This window comes from Kushneria aurantia DSM 21353 (genome assembly GCF_000382245.1).
Classification (GTDB): domain Bacteria; phylum Pseudomonadota; class Gammaproteobacteria; order Pseudomonadales; family Halomonadaceae; genus Kushneria; species Kushneria aurantia.
In genome coordinates this window covers 145,449-169,668 of the sequence record NZ_KB907865.1, presented here as the reverse complement: position 1 = coordinate 169,668, position 24,220 = coordinate 145,449, and the positions used below count along the sequence as shown (strand labels likewise).

The 24,220-nt window shown below is 64.2% G+C and carries 25 protein-coding genes and 1 pseudogene; 17 read left to right on the top strand and 9 right to left on the bottom strand.

Features of this window, described 5'->3' with window-relative positions; genetic code table 11:
- Positions 1–32: 32 nt before the first annotated feature.
- The gene (locus H146_RS0104860; RefSeq protein WP_019950740.1) at positions 33–725 is read right to left on the bottom strand and encodes an SOS response-associated peptidase; all 693 of its coding nucleotides are present in this window, start codon (positions 723–725) and stop codon (positions 33–35) included.
- A 194-nt stretch (positions 726–919) separates the two neighbouring features.
- Between H146_RS0104860 and H146_RS0104855 the strand changes: the two genes are divergently transcribed.
- Complete coding sequence (locus H146_RS0104855; protein WP_026351760.1) at positions 920–1,537, top strand: TetR/AcrR family transcriptional regulator; 618 nt, start codon at positions 920–922, stop codon at positions 1,535–1,537.
- Positions 1,534–3,480, top strand: a complete 1,947-nt coding sequence (locus H146_RS0104850; protein ID WP_019950738.1) for an MFS transporter — start codon at positions 1,534–1,536, stop codon at positions 3,478–3,480. Before H146_RS0104855 ends, H146_RS0104850 begins: the two co-directional genes overlap by 4 nt.
- Positions 3,481–3,524: 44 nt before the next feature.
- On the opposite strand, the gene H146_RS0104845 is transcribed toward H146_RS0104850, so the two are convergent.
- The 5 genes from H146_RS0104845 to H146_RS0104825 form a co-directional block, all read right to left on the bottom strand.
- Positions 3,525–4,838 carry a sensor histidine kinase gene (locus H146_RS0104845; RefSeq protein ID WP_019950737.1) on the bottom strand — a complete coding sequence of 438 codons (1,314 nt, stop codon included), beginning with the start codon at positions 4,836–4,838 and terminating at the stop codon, positions 3,525–3,527.
- Positions 4,838–5,518, bottom strand: a complete 681-nt coding sequence (locus H146_RS0104840) for a response regulator transcription factor (protein WP_019950736.1) — start codon at positions 5,516–5,518, stop codon at positions 4,838–4,840. Before H146_RS0104840 ends, H146_RS0104845 begins: the two co-directional genes overlap by 1 nt.
- A 10-nt stretch (positions 5,519–5,528) precedes the next feature.
- Complete coding sequence (locus H146_RS0104835; RefSeq protein ID WP_156826693.1) at positions 5,529–5,903, bottom strand: PepSY domain-containing protein; 375 nt, start codon at positions 5,901–5,903, stop codon at positions 5,529–5,531.
- Between the two features lie 75 nt (positions 5,904–5,978).
- Complete coding sequence (locus H146_RS0104830) at positions 5,979–7,277, bottom strand: HlyC/CorC family transporter (protein ID WP_026351758.1); 1,299 nt, start codon at positions 7,275–7,277, stop codon at positions 5,979–5,981.
- A 72-nt stretch (positions 7,278–7,349) separates the two neighbouring features.
- Positions 7,350–8,129, bottom strand: a complete 780-nt coding sequence (locus tag H146_RS0104825) for a cytochrome C assembly family protein (protein ID WP_019950733.1) — start codon at positions 8,127–8,129, stop codon at positions 7,350–7,352.
- 291 nt (positions 8,130–8,420) lie between these two features.
- Between H146_RS0104825 and ffh the strand changes: the two genes are divergently transcribed.
- From ffh to H146_RS0104750, 15 genes and pseudogenes are all read left to right on the top strand, one after another.
- On the top strand, positions 8,421–9,845 hold the full coding sequence (gene ffh / locus H146_RS0104820) for a signal recognition particle protein (RefSeq protein WP_019950732.1): 1,425 nt from the start codon (positions 8,421–8,423) through the stop codon (positions 9,843–9,845).
- A 216-nt stretch (positions 9,846–10,061) separates the two neighbouring features.
- Positions 10,062–10,322, top strand: coding sequence for a 30S ribosomal protein S16 (rpsP, locus tag H146_RS0104815; protein ID WP_019950731.1), 261 nt, complete (start codon positions 10,062–10,064; stop codon positions 10,320–10,322).
- A 31-nt stretch (positions 10,323–10,353) separates the two neighbouring features.
- The gene (gene rimM / locus H146_RS0104810) at positions 10,354–10,881 is read left to right on the top strand and encodes a ribosome maturation factor RimM (RefSeq protein ID WP_019950730.1); all 528 of its coding nucleotides are present in this window, start codon (positions 10,354–10,356) and stop codon (positions 10,879–10,881) included.
- Between the two features lie 10 nt (positions 10,882–10,891).
- Positions 10,892–11,704 carry a tRNA (guanosine(37)-N1)-methyltransferase TrmD gene (trmD, locus tag H146_RS18450; RefSeq protein ID WP_051090962.1) on the top strand — a complete coding sequence of 271 codons (813 nt, stop codon included), beginning with the start codon at positions 10,892–10,894 and terminating at the stop codon, positions 11,702–11,704.
- Positions 11,705–11,773: 69 nt separating this feature from the next.
- A complete protein-coding gene (gene rplS / locus H146_RS0104800; protein ID WP_019950728.1) occupies positions 11,774–12,139 on the top strand; it encodes a 50S ribosomal protein L19 in 366 nt (121 codons plus the stop codon).
- 179 nt (positions 12,140–12,318) lie between these two features.
- Entirely contained in the window at positions 12,319–13,206 is an 888-nt protein-coding gene (gene xerD, locus H146_RS0104795) for a site-specific tyrosine recombinase XerD (RefSeq protein WP_019950727.1), read from the top strand.
- Entirely contained in the window at positions 13,181–13,975 is a 795-nt protein-coding gene (locus H146_RS0104790) for a DsbC family protein (protein ID WP_019950726.1), read from the top strand. Before xerD ends, H146_RS0104790 begins: the two co-directional genes overlap by 26 nt.
- Positions 13,976–14,108: 133 nt before the next feature.
- Complete coding sequence (locus H146_RS0104785) at positions 14,109–15,425, top strand: homoserine dehydrogenase (protein ID WP_026351757.1); 1,317 nt, start codon at positions 14,109–14,111, stop codon at positions 15,423–15,425.
- Positions 15,426–15,446: 21 nt separating this feature from the next.
- Positions 15,447–15,689 (top strand): annotated as a pseudogene (locus H146_RS19965) (DUF4160 domain-containing protein).
- Positions 15,673–15,948, top strand: coding sequence for a DUF2442 domain-containing protein (locus H146_RS0104775; protein ID WP_019950723.1), 276 nt, complete (start codon positions 15,673–15,675; stop codon positions 15,946–15,948). Before H146_RS19965 ends, H146_RS0104775 begins: the two are co-directional and overlap by 17 nt.
- Before the next feature lie 159 nt (positions 15,949–16,107).
- Positions 16,108–17,496 (top strand): threonine synthase, encoded by a 1,389-nt coding sequence (thrC, locus tag H146_RS0104770; protein WP_019950722.1) that lies wholly within the window; start codon positions 16,108–16,110, stop codon positions 17,494–17,496.
- A gap of 79 nt (positions 17,497–17,575) precedes the next feature.
- The gene (locus H146_RS0104765; protein WP_019950721.1) at positions 17,576–19,369 is read left to right on the top strand and encodes a single-stranded-DNA-specific exonuclease RecJ; all 1,794 of its coding nucleotides are present in this window, start codon (positions 17,576–17,578) and stop codon (positions 19,367–19,369) included.
- Positions 19,370–19,427: 58 nt separating this feature from the next.
- Complete coding sequence (locus H146_RS0104760; RefSeq protein ID WP_019950720.1) at positions 19,428–19,718, top strand: nucleotidyltransferase family protein; 291 nt, start codon at positions 19,428–19,430, stop codon at positions 19,716–19,718.
- Positions 19,715–20,086, top strand: coding sequence for a HepT-like ribonuclease domain-containing protein (locus tag H146_RS0104755; RefSeq protein WP_019950719.1), 372 nt, complete (start codon positions 19,715–19,717; stop codon positions 20,084–20,086). Before H146_RS0104760 ends, H146_RS0104755 begins: the two co-directional genes overlap by 4 nt.
- Positions 20,087–20,228: 142 nt before the next feature.
- On the top strand, positions 20,229–20,843 hold the full coding sequence (locus tag H146_RS0104750) for a YitT family protein (RefSeq protein ID WP_019950718.1): 615 nt from the start codon (positions 20,229–20,231) through the stop codon (positions 20,841–20,843).
- Positions 20,844–20,861: 18 nt separating this feature from the next.
- Here H146_RS0104750 and H146_RS0104745 read toward each other — a convergent pair whose 3' ends face one another.
- From H146_RS0104745 to H146_RS18440, 3 genes are read right to left on the bottom strand one after another with little or no spacing between them, the layout of a single operon-like run.
- The gene (locus H146_RS0104745; protein ID WP_019950717.1) at positions 20,862–21,275 is read right to left on the bottom strand and encodes a VOC family protein; all 414 of its coding nucleotides are present in this window, start codon (positions 21,273–21,275) and stop codon (positions 20,862–20,864) included.
- A gap of 49 nt (positions 21,276–21,324) precedes the next feature.
- Positions 21,325–22,857: a DHA2 family efflux MFS transporter permease subunit gene (locus tag H146_RS0104740; protein WP_019950716.1), complete on the bottom strand. Its 1,533-nt coding sequence runs from the start codon at positions 22,855–22,857 to the stop codon at positions 21,325–21,327.
- Positions 22,847–24,091 carry an HlyD/EmrA/EmrK family protein gene (locus tag H146_RS18440; protein ID WP_019950715.1) on the bottom strand — a complete coding sequence of 415 codons (1,245 nt, stop codon included), beginning with the start codon at positions 24,089–24,091 and terminating at the stop codon, positions 22,847–22,849. The genes H146_RS0104740 and H146_RS18440 overlap by 11 nt, the downstream gene beginning before the upstream one ends.
- Positions 24,092–24,220: the final 129 nt, after the last annotated feature.

The following is a 24,220-nucleotide window of genomic DNA, read 5'->3' as shown; positions in this document are numbered from 1 at the left end:
CCCCTGTGGCGGTGTAATGGAAACGGTTACGGCTATTCGGCGCGCACGGCGCCATGGGTAGCGGTCATCATGTGGCCGGTGGGGCGCGCGCAGTGCCACTGCTGATTGGCCGGATTGTTGACCAGCCGCTCGACCGGGAAGGCACCCAGCAGTGCCGGCGCCGCCGGGGCCAGCAGCTCGCGCGCGCTGGCAGGCGGCGTCGCCGGGTCGAGCCAGGCGTGAGCCCGGGCGGCGTCGATGACCACCGGAAAACGGTCGGTAAGCGGCGTCAGCGGCATGTCGACGGTGGTGGTGATCAAGGCCATGGAGTCGAAGGCGGTGTGGATGTCGCTGAAGTAGCGACACCACAGCCCGGCCAGCAGGAAGGGCGCGCGGTCGGTTCGCGTGACCAGAAAGGGCTGCTTGCCGCGCGGCAGCGACTTCCAGATATAGACGCCCGATACCGGCACCAGGCAGCGCCTGGTGGCGAGCGCCTCGCGGAACATGGCGCGCTCCTCGAGGGACTCCGCGCGCGCGCAGTGCATGGCGTGATCGAGCACCTCGAGCCAGCTCGGCGTGAAGCCCCAGAAGGCGCGGCCGAGATGCACCTCGCCGTTTTGATGGCGCAGCAGCGACAGCCAGTTGCGGGGCGCCAGATTGGGGCTGGCGATCAGCTCGGCGTCGACTCGCACATCGGCCAGCCACTGCCCGGGGGCGAGCGCTTCAATATAGAGACGCCCTGCCATGCAGACTCCCGGGTTGGTCAATGTGCGCCCGGTAACGGGCAGAAGCCGCGCTGTATGGGCCTTTTTTAATCCAGGTTATGGTCATAAGCGTCGAAGGTCGGGGAATTTTTCGAACAATGTTTGCTTTTGTGAACTCGCGGGATATGCTGTGCGAAAACAGTGTTCGAGTACACAATACAAGTCAGGGGAACAACATGGCTCGTCCGAGACAGCACTCGCCGGAGGAGTTGCACGCCAGTGTCATGAAAGCCTGTAACGCCTGGCTTGCCGAAAATCCGGTCCATACGCTCTCCCTGCGCTCGATCGCTCGCGAGGTGGGCTGTGCGCCCAGCACCCTGCTCAAGCTCTACGGCAGCTTCAACGACCTTTTACAGTACGTCAATCTCGAAACGCTCGATGGTCTGCGTGGTCGTATCGAAACGCTCTCCATGGGAACGCCCGATCAGCGACTGGGTGCGCTGGCCGATGCCTACTGGCAGTTCGCCCGCCAGTACCCTTACCACTGGCAGCTGCTGTTCGACTATCCGCTGGCTCAGGAGGGGGAGCTGGATACCCGCCAGGGGCGTATGATCGAAACGCTGTTCGTGTGGGTCGAGAGCACCCTCAAGGAGATTCGTCCGGGTATGGACGACGGCGAGGCGCGACGGCTGGCACGTACTCTATGGGGCAGCGTGCATGGTCTGGTGCAGTTGGGCCTCAACGAGCGGCTGGGCTACGGTGAGGACCAGGCGCTGGAGGTCGGCGATCTGCTCGAGCAACTGCTGCGTACCATACTGGCCGGGCTGCGCGCCGAGGCGGAGAATACGCCTTGAGCGCCGAGCGTCACCTGATTCGCAGCCGCTGTTTCGCGCCCTTTTTCTGGACCCAGGCGCTGGGGGCCTTCAACGACAACGTCTTCAAGAATGTCCTGCTGCTGCTGATCACCTTTGTGGCGGTACCGCAGCTGGGCTGGGACGCCGGGTTGGTCAACAATCTGGCCGCGGCGCTTTTCATTCTGCCCTACCTGCTGTTCTCCGCCTGGGGCGGTCAGCTCGCTGACCATCGCAACAAGCGCAGTCTGATCATTGGCCTCAAGCTGCTGGAGCTGGCGACCATGATCGCCGCTACCGCTGCGCTGCTGTTCAACGCCTATGCGCTGCTGCTGGGGCTTCTGTTTTTGATGGGCACCCAGTCGGCGCTTTTTGGTCCGGTCAAATACGCCATTTTGCCGCAGCACGTACCGCGTACCGAGCTGGTGCGCGCCAACGCCTGGGTCGAGATGGGCACCTTTCTCGCCATACTGCTGGGCACTCTGGGGGCCGGGGCACTGGCCGCCATCGGGGGCGTCCAGGCGCGCTGGATTATCGCCTCGGTGCTGGTAGGCGTGTCGCTGCTGGGGCTGGCAGCGTCCACTCTGGTGCCCTCGGCGCCGGCACTGGCGGGTGGTTCGGTGCGCTGGCAGCCGCTTAGCGGCTCTTTCCGCGTGTTGCGCGATGCGTGGCGCTCGCCGGTGCTGTTTCGCACTCTGCTGGGGATCAGCATGTTCTGGTTTCTGGGAGCGAGCTATCTGACCCAACTGCCGCTGTGGGCCGCCGAAGTGATGCGCGGTCAGGCCGATGCGGTGACCGCCCTGCTGGCCGCCTTCGCGGTGGGCGTGGGGCTGGGCTCGCTGATCTGCGCGCACCTCTCCGCCGGGCGGCTGGAGATCGGTCTGGTGCCGATCGGCGGTCTGCTGCTGGCACTGGCGGGCTTCGACTTCGCCGCCCATCCGACCTTCGCCGGCACGGCCAACACGCTCCTCGACCTGATCGCCATGCCGCGCTTCTGGTGGATGCTGACGGATCTGGTGCTGATCGGTATCGGCGGCGGGCTCTATATCATTCCGCTCTACACCCTGATCCAGGTGCGCAGCGAGGAGACGCAGCGGGCACGCATGATCGCCGCCAACAATGTGCTCAATGCGCTTTTCATGGTGCTGTCGGCGCTGTTTGGCATGCTGCTGATCGGCATCCTGGATATCTCACTGAGCAGTTTTTTCACCGCGCTCGCTGGCATCTCGCTGGCCACGGCGCTGGTCTGCGCGCTACTGGTACCGCGTGCCATGATGCGCATCAGCATCTTCGTGCTGGTGCACCTGTGGTATCGGCTGCGTATCAGCGGGCTCGACAATATTCCCCGTGAAGGGCCGGCGATCGTGGTCTGCAATCACGTCAGCTTCATGGACGCGCTGGTCATGGGGGGTGCCAGTCCGCGGCCGCTGCGTTTTCTGATGGACAAGCCGATCTACGAATCGCCCTGGCTGCACTGGTTCTTTCGCATGGCCGGCGCCATTCCGGTGGCCTCCGAGCGTCGCGATCCCAAGGGGATGAGGCGAGCGCTGGACCTGGTCAGCGAGGCGCTGGGCAACGGCGAGGTGGTCATGCTGTTCCCCGAGGGACGGCTGACCCGCGACGGCCGCACCAAGGAGTTTCGCCGTGGCATCGAGTTGATCATCCGGCGCGACCCGGTGCCGGTGGTGCCCGCGGCGCTCTCCGGGCTGTGGGGCTCCTGGTCGTCACGCTATGGCAAGGGGGCCTTCCGAAGTCTGCCGCATCGCTTTCGCGCGCGGGTCTGTCTGGCCTTTGCCCAGCCCCTGTCTGCCGACGAGGCGAGTCGAGAGACGCTGCAGGCCAGTGTGATGGCGCTCAAGGCGAGCATTGATGGCCAGGCGCAGAACAGTCCGGTCAGTGCTGAAGCGCCGGATGACGAACGAACGGGCGAGAACGATCACCGCTAGACGGCTCCTCACGCTGTTGTCCGGGTTCCTCCGTCAACGCCTTCTCAATCGCCGCTTATCGGCAGCTCGACGGTGACCATCAGCCCGCCCAGCGCGCTATCCTCCAGGCGCAGCCGGCCGCCGTAGTGCTGCACGATCTGCTCGACGATCCCCAGTCCCAGCCCGTGTCCGCTGACCTGCTCGTCCAGCCGTGTGCCGCGCCCCATGACGTGGCTGCGTTTTTCGGCCGGGATGCCGGGGCCGTCATCCTCGACCGTCATGACCAGCCACTCATCCTCCCTGGCGAGTGTCAGCCTTGCCAGACTGGCGGCCCACTTGCCGGCGTTGTCGAGCAGATTGCCGAGTACCTCCAGCATCTCGTCGCGATCCCACGGCAGCGACGGTAGCTCGGCGCTGTCGTCGACGAAGGTGATGTCGGGATAGATTTCGCGCAGCGTTTCGATCAGCGGCGCGAGGTCAGTAGCGGGGCGAAAGCGCGCCGCCGGGGAGACCTCGCCGGTATCCAGCCGGGCGCGCTGCAGCTCGCGTTCCACCAGCCGGTGAATGTCGTCAAGGCGGGCGTGCAGGGAGTTGCGCAGATCCGGGAACTGCTCCAGCTCGCGCCGCGCCAGCTGCGCCTCCATTACCGACAGTGGCGTCTTGAGGGCGTGGCTGAGGTTGGCGATGCCGTCGCGGGAGCGGTTGAGCACCTGCTCGATGCGTCCCAGCTGATGATTGAGCTCCGCGACGAAGGGCGCGATCTCGTCCGGTACGCGGGTCTCCAGCGCCATGCGTCGCCCCTCGTGGAGCTGCGCCAGTTCGCGCTGTAGCCGCCCCAGTGGTTTGAGACCGAGTCGGATCACACGGCGCTGGATGAATACCAGCAGAATCGCCATCACGCCGCCCAGCGCCCAGATGCACAGTCGCAGCCAGTCGAGTCGCCGGGTGACGGAGCTGTAGTCGAGCGCGGTGGTGATGGTGAAGTGGTGGTCGCCGCGGTGGTAGCGGCCGGTCCAGACCAGCAGTGACTGCCCCTCGGGTCCGCGGCGAATCTGAGCGGTATCGCCGCTCGCCGGCTTGAGGCGATAGTCCCACAGCGAGCGCGAGCGCAGGTGGATGTCATCGTCGATATCGATGACGAAATACTGGCCCGAGTAGACCTGATTGAAGGAGGCGCGCAGGCGCAGCGGGTCGATCTGCACCTCGTTATTGCTGTTTACCGGCAGGGTGGCGAGACTCTCGGCGTCTTCGCGCAGACGCTCGGTCAGATAGTCGCGCATCACCTGGTCAAACAGCACCACGCTGCCGTGGGCCAGCAGCAGCATGACGACCAGTACCGAGGCGAGCAGCCCCAGATCGAGACGGCGAGTGAGCGACATCAGGCGGCGGTGGCGTCCCCGCCGAAGCGGTAGCCCTGACCGCGCTGAGTGACGATGACGCCGCGCCCCAGTTTCTGACGAAGATGGTTGATATGCACCTCGACCACGTTGGGGTTGCGGTCGTGCTCACTGTCGTAGAGGTGATCGAGCAGCCGGTCCTTGGCGATCACATGGTCGGGATGCAGCATCAGATAGCGCAGGATGGCGAACTCGGCGCGAGTCAGATTGACCGGTGTTTCGTTGGATGCGCGCCAGGCGCTCTGGCCGTTTTCATCCAGCACCACGCCGGCGACCGAAATGGTCGGCGAGGGGCGTTGCCCATGGCGGCGACGCACCAGTGCCTGCAGGCGTAGAATCAGCTCGTCGGGGTGGAAGGGCTTGGGCAGATAGTCATCGGCGCCGGCACGCAGACCGGTAATGCGCTCGCTCCAGCTGGAGCGGGCGGTCAGAATCAGGATGGGAATATCGAGACCGTCGGCGCGCCACTGCTCGAGCAGCGTCAGCCCCGGTCGGCCCGGCAGACCCAGGTCGAGCACGATCACATCGAAGGGTTCGCTGGTGGCCATGACGGCGGCGTCACGGCCATCGGTGCACCAGTCGACGGCGTAGCCGTGCTGGGTAAAGAGTGCGGTCAACTCGTCCGCCAGCGGGACATTGTCTTCGATCAGTAGCAGCCGCATGGTATTTTCCTCAATCTTCTGCAAGGTCCAGGTGCCGGCCGGTAACGGCATCGAATTTCAGCGCCCTGATCTGTCCATCATGAGCGAGCATATCGATTTCGTAAACATAGCGATGGTCGATACAGTCGAGCTTGGCTTCCAGCAGTTTGCCCTCGATACGCGCGTGGGCCTTTTCGAGAATCCGGCCAAAGGGCTCGATGCGCCCGTTTTCGGTCATCTGCAGGACGTCATCCTGGCTGACGTTGTCGCGGCTCTCTTCGCAGCCATACGCCTGCATGGCCGGCACCGAGGCGACCAGCAGCACAGCGATGGCGATACGCCAGCGGTGGCGCATTCCGGCAGATACCGCATGCCGCGCCGAGCGGTTGTGAAGGGGAGCTGTCATGACGTGTCCTCGACAGGATTATCGCGGAGACGTAAAGCCTAACAGCGAAGGCTTAAGCCAGTCCCAAAGGCGCTGTCAGCTCCTGTCGCCCTCGCCACGTCGCGAACCGCGCCGGACCGGCTGCCAGCAGCGTGTCGAGGTGATCAGATTTTCCTTCATATCGAGGATCTCCATCCGTACCGGGCCGATTTCGAGGCTGGCGGGGGCGTCGGGGAAGGATTCGAGATGCTCGAGGATCAGGCCGTTGAGGGTCTTGGGGCCGGCCGTGGGCAGCTGCCAGCCCAGCACCTTGTTGATCTCGCGGATATTGGCGGTGCCGCCGATGATGTAGCTGCCATCCTCCCGGGTGTGAATCTCCTGATGGCTGTCGGCAATATCGGTGGTGAACTCGCCGACGATCTCCTCGAGGATATCCTCCAGCGTCACCAGGCCCTCCACGTCGCCGTATTCGTCGACCACGATGCCGATACGCCGTTTCTGCTGCTGAAAGTTGAGCATCTGGGTATGCAGCGGCGTCGACTCGGGAATGAAGTAGGGCTCGCGTGCCTCCTGAACGATCGACGCCTTGCTGACGCTGGACTGCGACAGGATGCGCGCCGAGTTGCGCAGATGGAGGATGCCGATGATGTTGTTGACGTCGCCCCGATAGACCGGCACACGAGTGTGCTGGCTGGTACGCATGACATCGATCAGGGTGTCGATGTCATCCTCGAGATCCAGTCCCACGATTTCGTGGCGGGGCACCATGATGTCGTTGACGGTGACGTTTTCCAGATCGAGGATCGACAGCAGCATGGTCTGGTGGCGGCGCGGAATCATGGTGCCCGCCTCGTGGACCACGGTACGCAGTTCATCGCGGGTCAGATGTGAGGTGCTGCCGTCGATTTCACGCACCCCGACCAGTCGCAGCAGATTGTTGGAGATGCCGTTGACCAGCCACACCAGCGGATAGAGCGCGCGCAGCAGCGGTTCCAGAATGACCGAGGCGGGCAGGGCAATGCGATCCGGTCGTAGCGCGGCCAGCGTCTTGGGGGTTACCTCGGCGAAGATCAGTACCACCAGCGTCAGCAGCGCAGTGGCGATCGCCGGGCCGGAGACCTCGCCAAAGAAGTGGATCGCGATCAGAGTGGCGATCGACGCCGCCAGGTTGTTGGCAAAGTTGTTGCCGATCAGAATCACGCCGATCAGACGGTCGGGGCGTGACAGCATGCGCAATACGCGCCGCGCGCTGCGCTGACCGGTGTTGGCCTGATGCTTCAACCGGTAGCGGTTGATCGACATCATGCCGGTCTCCGAACTGGAGAAGAAGGCGGATATGATGATGAGCAGCACGAGCAGGCCGAACATCAGCCCAAGGGGAGTGTCATTGCTCAAGGGTATCGGATCCTCGATATCGGTTATCGAACTCTTGCAGTAAACAGGTGCCGGGGCAAGTGTAGGCGAGTCCTACAGCAGCAGCCGGGTGCCGAACCAGGCCATGATCAGTACCACTACCGCGGCCAGTGTCCAGCGCACCGCCATGGGACCGCGCCAGCCACGCCGATAGCGCCCCCATAAAAGCAGGGTGAAGAGTACCCAGGCGCACAGTGACAGCACTGACTTGGGCGCCATTTGCGGGGCGAAAATATTGTCGATGAAGATGAGGCCGCTGAGGATGGAAACGGTCAGCACGCCGGTGCCATAGCGGATCAGGTCGAACATCAGCCGCTCCATGGCGGTCAACGGCGGCAGCACCTGGATCACGCCGCGGATGCGATTGTGCTTGAGAGCGTGGGTCTGAATGGCGACCAGGATTGCCTGACCGGCGGCGATGAGCAGCAGCGCGTAGGCCAGCACCGAGGTGGCCACGTGGATCAGAATGCCGGGGGTGAAACCGTATTCGATGCTCGGGTCCGGCAGGCCGACGGTGGCGATCACGCTCAGCGCCGCCAGCGGAAAAAAGCCGGCAGCGGCCGGCAGTACCGGTTTGAACAGGCTGACGCCCAGCAGTAGTGCGGTAATCGCGCAGAATACCAGCGAGGCGATTTCGCTGAAGCCGAGATTAAAGCCGACGGTGGTGTCGACGGCGTGCCAGACGACCAGCGCGTGGCACAGCACGGCCAGCCCGCCGGCGATGCGTACCGGGGTGTTGCGTACCGGCAGGTGTCGAGTCAGGGCCAGCATCTGGCGCAGCGCGGCCACGCAGTAGAGCACGACTGCGGCCAGCGCGAATAAAAGCGTGAGCATCAATAACCGGAAGTCCGTTCGGCAGGGTCGTCCTGCCCGCTACGACGGACGACCATGACAGGGCGACGCGACAGTCATGCGCGCGTCAGCATGGCCTACTATAACGGCAGCCGCTGCCGACTGAAACCGGCGCGCGAGCGCGGGGCGGGGAGAGCGGATGCATGGTGGTGCCCTGAAACGTTATAATAGTGCCCATTATTTTCCCGCCATCGGTTCAGGAGCACGGCTTTCAGCGCATGGCACAGGCATTCGTTGCCTGCCGGACGCGCCGCCGCTCCCGTGGAGAAGCCCATGTTTGATAGCCTGTCAGATCGTCTCTCGCACACGCTCAGGTCGGTAACCGGCCAGGCGCGTCTGACCGAAGAGAACATCAAGGATACCCTGCGTGAAGTCCGCCGTGCACTGCTGGAGGCCGATGTCTCGCTGTCGGTGGTGAAGGACTTCGTCGAGCGCGTGCGCGAGCGCGCCGTTGGCCAGGAGGTGTCGAAAAGCCTGTCGCCGGGTCAGCAGTTCGTCAAGATCGTCCAGCAGGAACTCGAGGCCACCATGGGCGAGGGCAACGTGCCCCTCGAGCTCAGGCAGACCCCCTCGATCATCCTGATGGCCGGCCTGCAGGGTGCCGGCAAGACCACCTCGGTGGCCAAGCTGGCGCGCTTTCTGCGCGAGCGGGAGAAAAAGAAAGTGCTGGTGGTGTCGGCGGACGTCTACCGTCCGGCGGCGATCGATCAGCTCGAGACGCTGGCCTCGGAAGTGGGCGTCGAGTTCTTCCCCTCCACCAGCGAGCAGCAGCCGGTGGCTATCGCCGAGGCGGCGATTCGCCACGCCCGCATTCAGTTCTTCGACGTGGTGCTGGTCGATACCGCCGGCCGCCTGCACATCGACGACACCATGATGGGCGAGATCAGCGACCTGCATCGCGCTATTGCGCCGCAGGAGACGCTGTTCGTGGTCGATGCCATGACCGGCCAGGACGCCGCCACCACGGCGCGCGCCTTCCATGATGCGCTGCCGCTGACCGGCGTGATCCTGACCAAGGCGGACGGCGATTCGCGCGGCGGTGCGGCACTGTCGGTGCGTCACATCACCGGCAAGCCGATCAAGTTTCTCGGCATGGGCGAGAAGACCGACGCGCTGGAGCCCTTTCACCCCGACCGCATCGCCTCGCGCATCCTCGGTATGGGGGATGTGCTCAGCCTGATCGAGGAGGCCGAGCGCAAGGTCGACCGCCAGAAGGCCGACCAGCTTAATAAAAAGATCAAGAAGGGCGAGAGCTTCGATCTGGAGGATTTCCGCGATCAGCTTCAGCAGCTCAAGAGCATGGGCGGCATGGGCGGCATGCTGGAGAAGCTGCCCGGCATGGGGCAGATGGCCGAAATGGCCCAGGGGCAGGCCAGCGAGAAGGAGTTCGGCAAGCTCGAGGCGATGATCAACTCGATGACACCGAAGGAGCGTCGCAAACCCGATCTTATCAACGGCTCGCGCAAGCGCCGCATCTGTGCCGGCTCCGGTACCCAGGTTCCCGATCTCAATCGTCTGCTCAAGCAGCACAAGCAGATGCAGAAAATGATGAAGAAGATGGGCAAGAAAGGCGGCATGCAGAACATGATGCGCGGCATGAGCGCGATGATGGGCGGTGGCGGTATGGGCGGCCCCGGGGGAATGGGTGGTCCCGGCGGTATGGGGGGCATGGGCGGCGGTCGCTCCCGGCGACGCTGAACGCCTGCCGTCCGGTAGTTTCCAAAAGCTGTCAATTGGCGTAGAATGCTGCGTCTTTGCGGCGGGTGCCCGCGTACAGTGCCGACCCGATGATCAGCATATCGCGGTCGTGGCACAACGCGATGGGGCAATGCTCGCGGCCTGAATCCGGTTTCGTCGCGCCTTTCCGGTTACGGAAAGGCGCGGCACCATTTCAACTCAAGGATTGTCAACGCCATGGTAACCATTCGTCTGGCACGTGCCGGCGCCAAGAAGCGTCCCTTTTACCATCTTCACGTCACCGATTCGCGCACCAAGCGCGACGGCAGCTTCCTCGAGCAGGTGGGCTTTTTCAACCCGGTGGCGCGCGGTCAGCAGGAGCGTCTGCGTATCGATCTGGAACGCATTGAGCACTGGCAGTCGCACGGCGCTCAGCTTTCCGACCGCGTCGCCGAGCTGGTGCGTTTTGCGCGCAAGCAGCAGACCGCTTCCGCCTGAGACCGAAGCCGATCCGGTCAGTGAGTAGCGCATGAGCTCTTCATCTTCAGCGCGGTCGAACGACCAGGTGGTGCTGGGGCAGTTGACCAGCCCACACGGCGTGAAGGGTTGGCTGCGCGTCTACTCATGGACCAGCCCGATCGAGGGCATTCTCGACTACGACTACTGGCTGATCGAGCAGCAGGGCGAGTGCAAAAGGCTGCGTCTTGTGGGTGGTCAGCGCCACGGCAAGGGGCTTATTGCCCGGTTGGAAGGGGTTGATAGCCGCGAAGCGGCCGAGCAGCTGGCAAGTGCCACCATACTGCTCGAAACCGCCGAGCTGCCGCGGCTGGAAGCGGGCGAGTACTACTGGTATCAGCTGGAAGGGCTGGCGGTCATCACCCTGGATGGCGTGGCGCTGGGGCGGGTCGAGTACCTGTTCGAAACCGGTGCCAATGACGTGCTGGTGGTGCGCGGCGAGGATCGCGAGCGGCTTTTGCCCTTCGTCCCCGACGACGTGATTCGCCGCGTCGACCTCGAGGCCGGCCAGCTGGTGGTCGACTGGGACCCGGAATTTTGAGTATACGGCCGTGTGGATTGGTGTCGTCTCGCTGTTCCCGGAGATGTTCGATGCGGTTACCCGTCACGGGGTGACCGGGCGCGCGGTGGATCGCGGGCTGATGGACATCGCGTGCTGGAACCCGCGCGATTATGCGCTGGATCGTCATCGCAGCGTTGATGATCGCCCCTATGGCGGCGGTCCCGGCATGCTGATGAAGGTCGATACGCTGCGCCGCGCCATTGCCGAGGCACAGCGCGGTGCGGCCCGGGCGACGGGCGACGCGGCGAGTCAGGAACCCGCCCGTGTCGTCTATCTGTCGCCACAGGGCAAGCCGCTCGATCAGAGCGGTGTACGCCGTCTGGCCGGCTACTCGCGGCTGATTCTGGTGGCCGGGCGCTATGAGGGCATCGACGAGCGCGTCATCGATCTGGATATCGATGAAGAGTGCTCGATCGGCGATTACGTTCTCAGCGGTGGTGAGCTGCCGGCCATGGTGCTGTGCGACGCCATGGCGCGGCTGGTGCCCGGTGTGCTGGGCCATCAGGCCTCGGCGCAGGAGGACTCCTTCAGCGACGGCCTGCTCGACTGCCCGCACTATACGCGGCCGGAGGAGATCGACGGTCTGCGCGTGCCGCCGGTATTGCTGGGGGGGAATCACGAAGAGATTCGCCGCTGGCGTCTCAAACAGTCGCTGGGGCGCACCTGGCAACGTCGGCGCGAGCTTTTGCAGGAGACGACGCTGAATGATGAACAGCGTCGTCTGCTCGATGAATTCATCGACGAACACGCAACAGGGGATGCCTGCGATTCTCCTGATGCGGCGGTGCGAAAGGCGCCCTGAAAGCGTTTTTCGCGTCACCCACTTTATACCTCCCGTGCCCGGTGCCGGGACCCAATGGAGCAGCATGTCATGAGCAGCAAGAACCCGATTATCCAGGCGCTCGAAAACGAGCAGATCAACAAGGAAATTCCCTCCTTCGGTCCCGGCGACACCGTGGTGGTGCAGGTCAAGGTAGTCGAGGGCAGTCGTGAGCGTCTGCAGGCCTTCGAGGGCGTTGTGATCGGCAAGCGCAACCGCGGCCTCAACTCCGCCTTCACCGTGCGCAAGGTTTCCCACGGCGTGGGCGTCGAGCGTACTTTCCAGACCTACAGCCCGGTCATCGCCGACATCGAAGTGCGTCGTCGCGGTGACGTTCGCCAGGCCAAGCTCTACTATCTCCGCGAGCGCAGCGGCAAGTCGGCGCGTATCAAGGAGAAGCTGTCGCGCAAGTCGTAAGCTGCAATCTGTCGCAGGCTGCGCAAGGCGCTTCGATCAACCCCGTCCGTGAACAGCGGTCGGGGTTTTCTGTTTACGGTCGCAGGCCAACCGGACCCTCGCTGGTGTATGCTGTTCCTGCGCAACGCCGCGACAGGCGTGTGTGGACGGTTAGCCGCGCCTTCCTGATATGAGCCGCCATGTCCTCCGATCTGATCGATACCTTTCTCGATGCCCTGTGGCTTGAACGCGGCGCCAGCGACAACACGCTGGCGGCCTATCGACGCGATCTGCAGCAGTGGCAGCGCCATCTGGCCGAACATCAGTGCAGGCTGCTGGATGCCGACGGTGTGAACTACCGCGAGCTGATCGACAAGCGCCGCACCCAGGGCTACAGCGACCGTTCGAGCGCGCGATTGACCTCCAGCCTGCGCCGCTTCTATCGCTGGGCGATGGTCACCGAGCGCCTCGAGCGCGATCCGCTGGCCGATATCGTCGCCCCTCGCGCGCGCGCCGGCCTGCCCGCTACGCTGTCGGAGGCCGATGTCGATCGACTGCTGCGCGCACCGGACGCCGCGACGGCGCTGGGGCTGCGTGACCGCGCTATGCTGGAAGTGCTCTACAGCTGTGGCCTGCGGGTCTCAGAGCTGGTGGGGCTGCGGGTTGACAGCGTCAATCTGCGCCAGGGAGTGGTGCGGGTGCTGGGCAAGGGTGATGCCGAACGGCTGGTGCCGCTGGGTGAGGAGGCGATCGAGTGGCTGGAGCGCTACCTGCGCGAGGGGCGTGGCGAGCTGATGCGCGATATTACCCGCGCGCCGCTGTTTCCCGGCCGCGACGACTGCTTCATGAGGCGTCAGACCTTCTGGCATCGTATCCGGCATCACGCCGCCCGCGCCGCTATCGACGCGCCGTTGTCGCCCCACACCCTGCGCCACGCCTTCGCCACCCATCTGCTCAATCACGGTGCGCATCTGCGTGTGGTGCAGGAGCTGCTGGGCCATCGCGATCTCTCCACCACCCAGATCTATACCCGGGTCGCCCAGGCGCGGCTGGAAGCCATTCATGCACAACACCATCCCAGAGGCTGATCTTTTTATGCTGGCACGTCTTTTTACCCGGCCCGGTAGCGTTCTGGCTGCCACCCTGCTGAGCGCCATGATGCTGCCCGGTGCCGCCCTTGCCGGCGACGGCGATGTTCCCGACAACCTGGCCGAGCGGCTGGTGGTCAACGGGCGCGCCATGCCGGTCAGCTCGGTAACCAGCACGCCGCTTCCCGGCATCTTCGAGGTGCAACTGGAGAGCGGCCAGACCTTTTACAGCGACCGCAGCGGCGAGTACCTGCTGGTGGGCAATCTCTACCGCAACGCCGACGGGCAGATGGTCAACCTGACCGAGCAGCGACAGCAGCGCGAGCGCAGCGAACTGGTGGCGCAGGTGCCCGACGAGCAGACGGTGATTTTTCGCCCCGCCGGTGAAGTGAAGGCGGTACTCAATGTTTTTACCGATACCACCTGCCCCTACTGTCGCCAGTTTCACGAGGAGGTGCCGGCGCTGCTGGATCGCGGTATCGAAGTGCGCTACTTCGCCTTTCCGCGCTCCGGCCCCGACAGCGAAGGGGCACGGCAGCTGGCGCGTGTCTGGTGCAGCGACAACCGCAGCGAGGCGATGACCGCCGGCATGCAGGGTCGCGAGATCGACAGCGACGAGACCTGCAGTGCTGTCGTCAATCAGCAGTTCGCACTGGGGCGGCGCATCGGTATCCAGGGAACCCCGGCGATCGTACTGCCCGATGGCGAGATGGTGCCGGGCTACGTGCCGGTCGACAGGCTGATCAGCATGCTGGCGCTCGACCAATAGCACGCCATGAGGACATGCAAAGAGGCCGTCGGCGGCGTTACACTGCGCTGTCCGGGCGGTTGCGGCCGCTTCGTTCAGTACATGACAGTCGATAACCGATCAGTGAACGCATAACGCATAGAGGTCGAACAAGGTGGAACCGGTAAGGGTAGGCATTTGCGGACTGGGGACGGTAGGCGCCGGCACGTTCAACGTGCTGATGCGCAACGCCGTGGACATCGAGCGTCGCGCCGGACGCCCGCTGGTGATCGAGCAGGTGGCGGCGCGTCGCGACAACCCGCAGTGCGATCTGACCGGTATTCCCGTCACCGCGGACGTTTTCGACGTGGTGCGCAATCCGCGTATTGATGTGGTGGTGGAGCTGATCGGCGGCTATGAGACCGCCCGCGAGCTGGTGCTCGAGGCGATCCACAACGGCAAGCACGTGGTCACCGCCAACAAGGCATTGATCGCGGTACACGGCAACGAGATTTTCCGCGCCGCCGCCGACAAGGGCGTGATCGTTGCCTTCGAGGCGGCGGTGGCCGGCGGTATTCCGGTGATCAAGTCGCTGCGCGAGGGGCTGGGCGCCAACCGCATTCAGTGGGTAGCCGGCATCATCAACGGCACCGGCAACTATATCCTCACCCACATGCGCGATCAGGGGCGCAGCTTCGATGACATGCTGAGCGAGGCGCAGGCGCTGGGCTACGCCGAGGCTGACCCTACCTTCGACGTGGAGGGTATCGACGCCGCCCACAAACTGACCATTCTGGCCTCCATCGCCTATGGCGTACCGCTGCAGTTCGAGCGCGCCTACACCGAGGGCATCTCGCGCATCACCTTCGACGACGTCGCCCAGGCCGACTCGCTGGGCTATATCATCAAGCATCTGGGCATCTCGCGGCGTACCGAGGAAGGCGTCGAGCTGCGCGTGCATCCGGCGCTGATTCCGAAAGAGCGGCTGCTGGCCAACGTGCACGGAGTGAAAAACGCCATCGAGGTGATGGGCGATGCGGTGGGGCCAACGCTCTACTACGGCGCCGGCGCCGGTGCCGAACCGACCGCTTCGGCGGTGGTGGCGGATCTGCTCGACGTGGCCCGCGACATGGCCACCCACCACGACTACCGCACCCCCTATCTGGCCTTCAGCGGTATCGTCGAGGGCGATAACAGCCTGCCGATCCTGCCGATGGACAATATCGTCACCGCCTACTATATGCGTCTGCAGGCGGTTGATCGCCCCGGTGTGCTGGCGCGAGTGGCGACCATTCTCGCCGAGCAGGGGGTGAGCATCGAGGCGCTGATCCAGAAGGAGGCGACCGAGGGCGAGCTGGTGCCGATCATCATCACCACCCACCTCACCCGCGAGGCCAACATGAACGAGGCGATGCGTCAGCTGGAAGCGCTGGCCGATATTGCCGGTCCGGTGACGCGAATTCGCATCGAGAATCTCGACGAGAACGTCTGAGGCGCGCTGCAGGGAGACATTATGCCTGTCGTACTGCGCCTGGAGGGCTTCAGACTGTTCTTCTATTCGGACGAGGGAGAGCCGCGCGAACCGCCACACGTTCACGTTTTCAGGGCGGGTGCGGAAGCCAAATTCTGACTGGAGCCGAATGTTCAACTGGCACGTAACGACGGTTTCGATGCCAGCACGCTGCGCCGGTTGCTTCGGATGGTGAGTGAGCACAGAGATCAACTGGAGAGGGCATGGCATGACTACTTCGCCTGAGCGTGTCACTTTCGACGCCGACAGCTTCTGGGTCGAACTCAATGACGGTCGTACCATCGGTGTGCCGCTGGCGTGGTTTCCGCGTCTGCTGGAGGCCACCCGCGAGCAGTTGGAAGATTACGAATTGAGTCCGCGCGGCATTCACTGGGAGGCCCTTGATGAAGATATTTCGGTGGCGGGGTTGCTGGCCGGGCGCGGTGATCGCACCCGCAGGCGATCTGCCGCGCCATTATCGAGCCCCGCTACCGAGCGAGCCTGATCCAGTGTCATGTCTCGTCTTGTGGTTCCGTGCGCCTTGCGAGGGTGCGCCGTTTCGGTACACCTCGCTCGGTGATTTATTCAGCGCTTCCGCAACGATGGCGCTTTGACACCCACAGCTGCTGTCGCTCGCTCCGGCGGCGACCCTGGAAAATCGAGCATGCGCTATATCAGTACCCGCGGGGAGGCGCCCGCGCTCAACTTCGAACAGGCGATGCTGACCGGCCTGGCGCCGGACGGTGGCCTCTATGTGCCGGAAACCCTGCCGCATTTCTCCCGCGAGGAGCTGGCGGCGATGGCCGGCCAGCCCTACAGCGAGATCGCCTTTCGGGTCATGAAACCCTTCGTTGGCGGCGAGATCGAGGATGACACGCTCAGGCGTATCATCGACGACACCTATGCCACCTTCAAACACGAGGCGGTGGTACCACTCAAACAGCTCTCCCATGACCACTGGCTGCTGGAGCTGTTCCACGGTCCGACGCTGGCCTTCAAGGATGTCGCCCTGCAGTTGCTGGGCCGGCTGCTCGATCACTTCCTCGCCGAGCGCGGCGAAAAGGGCGTGATCATGGGCGCCACCTCCGGCGATACCGGCTCGGCGGCGATCGAGGGGTGTCGCCACTGTGACCACCTCGACATCTTCATCCTGCACCCGTATCAGCGCGTCTCCGAGGTGCAGCGTCGTCAGATGACCACGGTGCTGGCGGATAACGTCCACAATATTGCCATCGAGGGCAACTTCGACGACGCCCAGGCGATCGTCAAGGCGAGCTTCGCCGACCAGGCTTTTCTCGACGGCACCCGGCTGATCGCGGTCAACTCGATCAACTGGGCGCGCATCATGGCGCAGATCGTTTATTACATCGCTGCCGGCGTGGCGCTGGGTGCGCCGTACCGCGAGGTGAGCTTCACCGTGCCGTCGGCCAACTTCGGCAATCTTTACGCCGGCTATAGCGCCGCGCAGATGGGCCTGCCGGTCAAGCAGTTGGTGATCGCCACCAACGCCAACGACATCCTGCACCGCACCCTGGCCGACAACGACTTCTCCAAACGCGAGCTGCTGGCTACCCTGGCACCGTCGATGGATATCGTGGTGTCGTCGAACTTCGAGCGGCTGCTGTTTGACGCCTACGCGCGCGACAGCGACGCAGTGCGCGACCTGCTGGCGCGCTTCCAGCAGCAGCCGGCGGCACTGGCCGAGGCGCCGCTTGAGCGGCTGCGGGCGCGTTTTGCCAGCCACCGGGTGGATGACGACACCATCCTCGAGGTGATTCGCGAGGCTTACCAGCGCACCGGCGAGCTGCTCGACCCCCACACCGCCACCGGCTACCGTGCCGCCGAGGTGGCCGGGGCGGGTGACGGTACGCCGATGATTACGCTGGCCACCGCCCACCCGGCCAAGTTCGAGGACGCCGTGGTCAAGGCGGGCTTCGAGGGTGCGGCGCTGCCGGATTCGATGAGCGATCTGCTCAGCCGCGAGGAGCGCTACGAAGTGCTGCCCGCCGAAGTCTCGGCGGTGCAGGCGTTCGTCGCTCGTACGCGCCGTTAAAAGTGGGCCGGGGGCGGCCAGCCCGCTCCGGCCCGCGCAGTGCCGGGCGGCTCTCGTGTTTTTCGTTTTTCGGTAGCCCATGACCACCATGCTCTCCTCATCGCTGGTGCCGCGCATCGTCGGGCGCGAGTGCAGCGACACCCTCTATCGCGAAGCGCTCGACGCCGGCCTCAGCGAGCTGCAGGCGCGTATTCTGGCCGGCCGTCTGAAAACGCCGCGGGCGCCGCTGGAGGCGCTGATTCAACCCGCGCTGCGCTGGATCGAACATCCCGCCAGGCTCGTCGATGCCGAGCGCGGCGCCGAGCGAATCCTGCGTGCCATCGTCGACGGCGAGCATATCGGCATCATCACCGATTATGACGTCGACGGTATCACCTCCCACGTGGTGATCCTGCGTACCCTCAACGAACTCTTCGGTGTCCCCCGCGAGCGGTTGCACAGCCTGATTGGCCACCGCATTCACGACGGCTACGGCATCAGCGCGGCGTTGGTGGAAAAAACCCTGGCGCTGACGCCGCGGCCGGGGCTGGTGATCAGCGCCGACTGCGGCTCCAGCGACGAGGCGCGTCTCGCCCGGCTGAAGGAAGCCGGTATCGACGTGGTGGTGACCGATCACCACGCCCTGCCCGTCGAGGGCCCGCCGGCGTCGGCTTACGCGGTAGTCAATCCGTCGCGTGACGACTGCGGCTACCCCGACGCTACCATTGCCGGCTGCATGGTGAGCTGGCTGTTGATGTCGCTGGTGCGCTCGCAGCTGATCGCTGCCGGAGTGCTGTCCGAGGACGCGCCCAAACTCTCCCCCTGGCTTGCCTATGTGGCGCTGGGTACGGTGGCCGACTGCGTATCGCTGGGCGACAGCGCCATCAACCGGGCGGTAGTGACGCTGGGCCTCCAACTGATCAACCGCATGGCGGCACCCTGCTGGCGGGTGATGGCGGAGCGTCTCGGCGCCGACAGTACCCCTTTCACCGCCGAGACGCTGGCTTTTCAGATGGGGCCGCGCATCAACGCCCGCTCACGCCTTGACGACCCCTATGCGGCGCTCTACTTCATGCTGGCCGCCGACGACGCCAGTGCGCGCCGCTACCTGGCGGTACTCGACGACGACAACCAGTCGCGCAAGGCGATCGAGGCCGACATGGCCGAGCAGGCGCGCGCGCTTGCCCATCGGCAGCTCGAGGAGGGGGCGCGGCTGCTGGTGATCTATCTGCCGGAGGGCCATCCCGGGGTGCAGGGCATCGTCGCCTCGCGGCTGGTGCAGGCCTTCGGCCGCCCGGCACTGGTGCTGACGCCGGCCAGCGAAGCGGGCATGCTGACCGGCTCCGGGCGCTCGGTGGCGGGCGTGCACCTGCGTGACGCCCTGCAGCGCGCCTTCGAACTGGCCCCCGAGGCGCTGCCACGCTTTGGCGGTCATAGCGGTGCTGCCGGCGTGGGCGTGCCGTTGGCGCTGTTGGATGCCTTTAGCGACGCGCTGGCGAGTGCCGTCGATGAGCAGCTGAACGGCCGCGAGCTCTACCCGCTGATTCTGTGCGACGGCGAACTGAATGCCCGGCAACTCGATCTTGACGTTCTCGACGAGCTGGAGGCGCTGGCGCCCTTTGGTCGCGAGTTCGAGGCACCGCTGTTCGAAGGGCGTTTCATCATTGACCAGGCGCGGCTGGTGGGCGGCGAGGGCAACCACCTGATGATGACGCTGGATGCCGGCAGCCGCCAGCTGCGCGCTATCTGGTTTCGCGCCGTCAGCCCCGGCGAGGCACCGCCCTTTGCCCCGGGTGACGCCATTCACTGCGCCTACCGGCTGTCGCGCAACCGCTACCGCGGTCGTGAAAGCCTGCAATTGATGGTGGAGCATGCCGGCAGGAGGGATAGGTAGCTGCCCTGTGGGCGCCTATCGATTATCCTGTGGGTAGAGGCGAAAGGAGGAGATGCTCATGCGACCCTCGACAATACTCGACCACCAGCGCAGCGCCATACGTTTAGTAATGGAGCGTTTCCGCGCCACGAATCCGCGCATCTTCGGTTCGGTACTGGAGGGTACTGATCGGGAGGGCAGCGACCTTGATCTGTTGGTGGACACGCTGCCCGGCGTGACGCTTTTCGACCTTGGCGGCCTGCAGGACGAACTGGAGGAGCTGCTGGGTATTCGTGTCGATCTGCTGACAGCGGAAGATCTACCCGTCCGCTATCGGGCCAGTATCCTTGCACGGGCACGGCCGGTATGAAAGCGCAGCGCTTGAGAGACCATCTGAAGCATATGCGTCAGGCTGCCGCTGATGCGCGCGATTTCACCGACGGCATGGAAAAAGAGACGTTTTTCGCTGATAGACGCACTCAGCAGGCCGTTGTGATGAGTCTCGTCATTGTGGGTGAGGCGGCAGCAAGAATTATGGATGGCTTTCCTGCCTTTATTCGTAGGCACGATGCTATTCCATGGCGGAATATGCGTGGTATGCGTAACCGTATTGCGCACGGCTACTTCGAGATCAATCTCGATATTGTCTGGAATACGCTACAGACCGCGCTACCGACGCTGCTTGTGCAATTGAGCGAGGCGTGCGTCGACGCTGAAAACGAAATTTCCGGAGAGTGATAAAGCCGACAGTCTGTTTCGGTATTCGACAGCCAACGGGCTCGACGCTCTTGACCGTGCCGACGATAATGCCCTGAGGCGCCACAAGCGCTGTCGTTAAAGCCGCCTATCCGGCGGTCGGACAACAACAAGGATATCGTCAATGGATAATGGACAGACCCGCCATCGCTTTCACGAGGACGTGCTTGCCATCCTGCTCGGTTCGGCCTGTGCGGCGCTGGGGGTAGGGCTCTACGAGCACGCCCAGATTCTGATCGGCAGCACCGCCGGTATCTCGCTTTTGATCAGCTACGCCACCGGCTGGAGCTTCGGCCCGGTGTTTTTCGTCGTCAACCTGCCGTTTTACTGGCTCGCCTGGCAGCGGGTGGGCCATCAGTTCACCTTCAAGACCTTTGCCGCCATCGCACTGCTCTCCTGGATCAGCTGGAATCTCCAGGGCTGGGTCGAGATCGGCGAGGTGGAACCGCTGTTCTCCGCCCTGATGGGCGGCGCGCTGATCGGCCTCGGGGTGCTGGCGCTGTTTCGCCATCGCGGCAGCCTGGGCGGTTTCAATATTCTCGCCCTCTATATTCAGGACCGCTACGGCTGGAGCGCCGGCAAGGTACAGATGGCGCTCGATGGCCTGGTGATGCTGGCCGCCTTTTTCGTCCTGCCGGTGGAGAACGTGCTCTACTCGATTCTGGGTGCGGCGGTGCTGGCGGGCATTCTGACCCTCAACCATCGCCCCGGGCGCTATACCGGGGTCAGCAGCAACTGATCGTCGGCGGGTTGCCGGTCAGTAGTTCGGCCACAGGCCGGGCGTGACCAGCTCCAGCAAATGGCCGTCGGGGTCGCGAAAGTAGAGGCTTTCGCCCCCCGGCGGCCAGTGGCTGCGCCCCTCGATCTCGACGCCGTGCGCCTTGAGCCGCCGTTCCCAGCCGTCCAGCTCCTCGGCACCGATCGCCAGCGCGATGTGCTGCGCGCCGCTGCCATTGTGCGGTGGGATGGTGCCCATGGTACCGGGCAGCTGCACCGTCTCGTCGGTCTGGCCCTGCTGAAACAGCAGCAGCATGGCGCCACCCACCGGATAGGCGGTAAAGCGCTCATCGGCAAGATGCGCCGCCAGCCCCAGTACACTTTCGAAAAATTCCCGTGCCCGCGCCATGTCGGCGGTATAGAGCGCCGTTTCGACAATACCCCTGGGCTGCATGACCCCCCTCCGCATTTAAAAACCGCCAATGGCTGTCAGTCTGGCAGTTTCAGTGGCTCTTCGCCGGGCGGGCGATCCAGATCAGCAGCATCAGGCCGGCAAAGACCCAGCCGGAGAGGTAGAAAAGGTCGTTGGTCGACATCACCAGCGCCTGGTTACTGATGGTCCGGGCCAGCATCTGATGGCTCTGGGCATCGCTCATACCCAGTGCCTGGAGCTGCTCCAGCCACTGCCGGGTAGCGGGGTCGAAGACGGTGGCGTGCTCGGTCAGGCGGTGGTCATGAAAGCTGGTGCGGTGATCCCACAGCGTGGTGGTGAAGGAGGTGCCAAAACCCAGCGACAGCTGGCGCAGGAAGTTGAGCAGTCCCGAGGCGCTGGCCACCTCCTCGTGCGGCAGGCTGGAAAAGGCGATGCTCAAAAGCGGAATGAAAAACAGGGCGGTACCGATACCCCAGGGCAGGCGCGGCAGGAAGATATCGACAAAGGGGATCTGCGTTGAGCTATTGCTGACATAAAAGGAGGTAGCGGCAAAGATCGCAAAGCCGATGGTGACCAGAATGCGGGCATCCATTTTGTCGCTCAGCCGCCCGGCGATAGGCGAGGCGACCACCCCCATGATACCCAGCGCTGCGGTGGCCAGACCGGCCCAGGTGGGGGTATAACTCAGCCCGGTCTGCAGCCAGAGCGGCAGCAACACGATAGCGCCGAAAAAGACCATGTAGCCCAGACACAGCACCAGGGTCGCAATGGTGAAGTTGCGGTCGCGAAACAGCGTCAGGTCGACCACAGGACGCTCGGCGGTCAGCTCCCAGATGACCAGGTAGATCAGAAAGACGACGGCGATAACCGCCAGCGTGACAATATAACCCGACTGGAACCAGCCCTTGTCGTTACCCTGATCGAGCATGATCTGCAGGCTGCCGACGCCGATGATCAGCAGGGCCAGACCGATGACATCGAGCGGTTCTCGCCGGGTCGGCGTTTCGCGGTCTTTGAGCAGAAACCAGCACAGCGGCGCGATGATCAGCCCGATCGGCACGTTGATGTAGAAAATCCACGGCCAGCTGATATTGTCGGTGATCCAGCCACCCAGAATGGGGCCGGCGACCGGCCCTACCACCGCTGTCATGCCGAAAATGCCGTTGGCGGTGCCGCGCTTCTCGCGCGGATAGCACGACAGCAGCAGGCTCTGCGACATCGGTATCATCGGCCCTGCCACCGCGCCCTGGAAGGCGCGGCAGGCCAGCAGCATGGGAAAGCTGACGGCGAAGCCGCACAGCCAGGAGGCGAGGGTAAAGAGCAGAATACAGCTGACGAACAGCCTGACCTGGCCAAAGCGGCGTGCCAGCCAGCCGGAGATAGGCACCGTGATGGCGTTGCAGACGGCAAACACGGTGATCACCCAGGTGCCCTGATTGGCGCTGACGCCCAGATCGCCAGCGAGAGTGGGGATCGACACGTTGGCGATCGAAACATCCAGCACGTTCATGAACACCGCCAGCGCCAGCGCCACCGAGGCGATGGCAAGGATTGCGCCGCTCAGCGGCGGTGGCGGCTGGCGCGCGGCACTCTCACTGGCCATTGCGGTTCGAGTCCGCGCTACCCTGCGCACTCGCAGTGGCATTCCCGGCGAGATTGTTTGCAATCACCTCGTCGATACGCTTTTCGATCGGTGCCGGATCATCGCTGTAGGCCGTTGTGGAATAGCGCGGTGAGCGCGATGATGGCTGTTCGGTAAGGGCCGCGCCACTGGTGTCGTGAAGATCGATAGTGGCCGTCATGGAGAGGCCCACCCGCAGCGGATGCTGGTTCAGCTCATCGCCATCGAGGCTGACGCGCACCGGCACCCGCTGCACCACCTTGATCCAGTTGCCGGTGGCATTCTGCGGCGGCAGCAGTTCGAAGGCGCTGCCGGTGCCGGCGGAGAGCCCCAGTACCTTGCCGTGGTAGATCACGTCGTCGCCGTAGAAGTCCGACACGAGGTTGACCGGCTGGCCGATGCGCACCTGCGCCAGCTCGGTCTCCTTGAAGTTGGCCTCCACCCACAGCTGGTCGAGCGGCACGATCGCCATCAGCGGCGACTGCGGCGAGACCTGCTGGCCCAGCTGCACGCTGCGCTGGGCGACCTGGCCGGCTACCGGCGCTTTGAGGGTAGTGCGCTGCAGGTTGAGCCAGGCCTGGCGTACCTGCTGCGCAGCGGCCTGCACGCGCGGATGATTTTGCGGTTCGACACCGGCGGTCTGGGTCTGCAGGCTCTGCAGTTCGCTGCGTGCCTCCTGCAGGTTGGCCTGGGCGGACTGAAAGGTGGTGCGCGCCTGCTCGTTGCTGGACTGTGAGACGGCGTTGCGCTGATAGAGGGAACGGGAGCGTTGGTAGTCGTCGCGCGCCTGGCGAAGACTCGCCTCACGACTGGCGATGACCGCCTGCTGCTGCTGCAGGCCGGCGTAGAGCTGACTCACCTGGCGGGTAGTCTGGGCAAGATTGGACAGCGCCTCGTCGAGGGCGAGCCGGTAATCGCTGTCGTCCAGCCTGACCAGCATCTCGCCCTGACCGACGTAGTCGGTATCCTCGGCCTCGATGGCCGTCACCGTGCCGCTGATGCGTGGCATGATATTGAGCCGATTGCCGTGCACATAGGCATCGTCGGTCGAAATGCTGTACTGCGCGACCAGATACCACCACAGGCCCCAGCCGATCGCGACCAGCAGGAGCACGACGGTCAGTCCCAGCATCAACCGGATGCGCAGGCGACGCTTGCGCCGCCCGCTATCGGGGCTGTCGTCGGAAGAGGGAGCAGAAGACTGCGAATCGCTCACGGGGTTTCCTTGTCACAGCCGCAATGAATCGGGCAAGCAAAAGCGCTCGACAGATGCTTTACACGCTTAATTTTAGCTTATGCATTTAAGCGCCTGCTCTGACGGCTGTCAATTGCGGCTGTGAGGCTT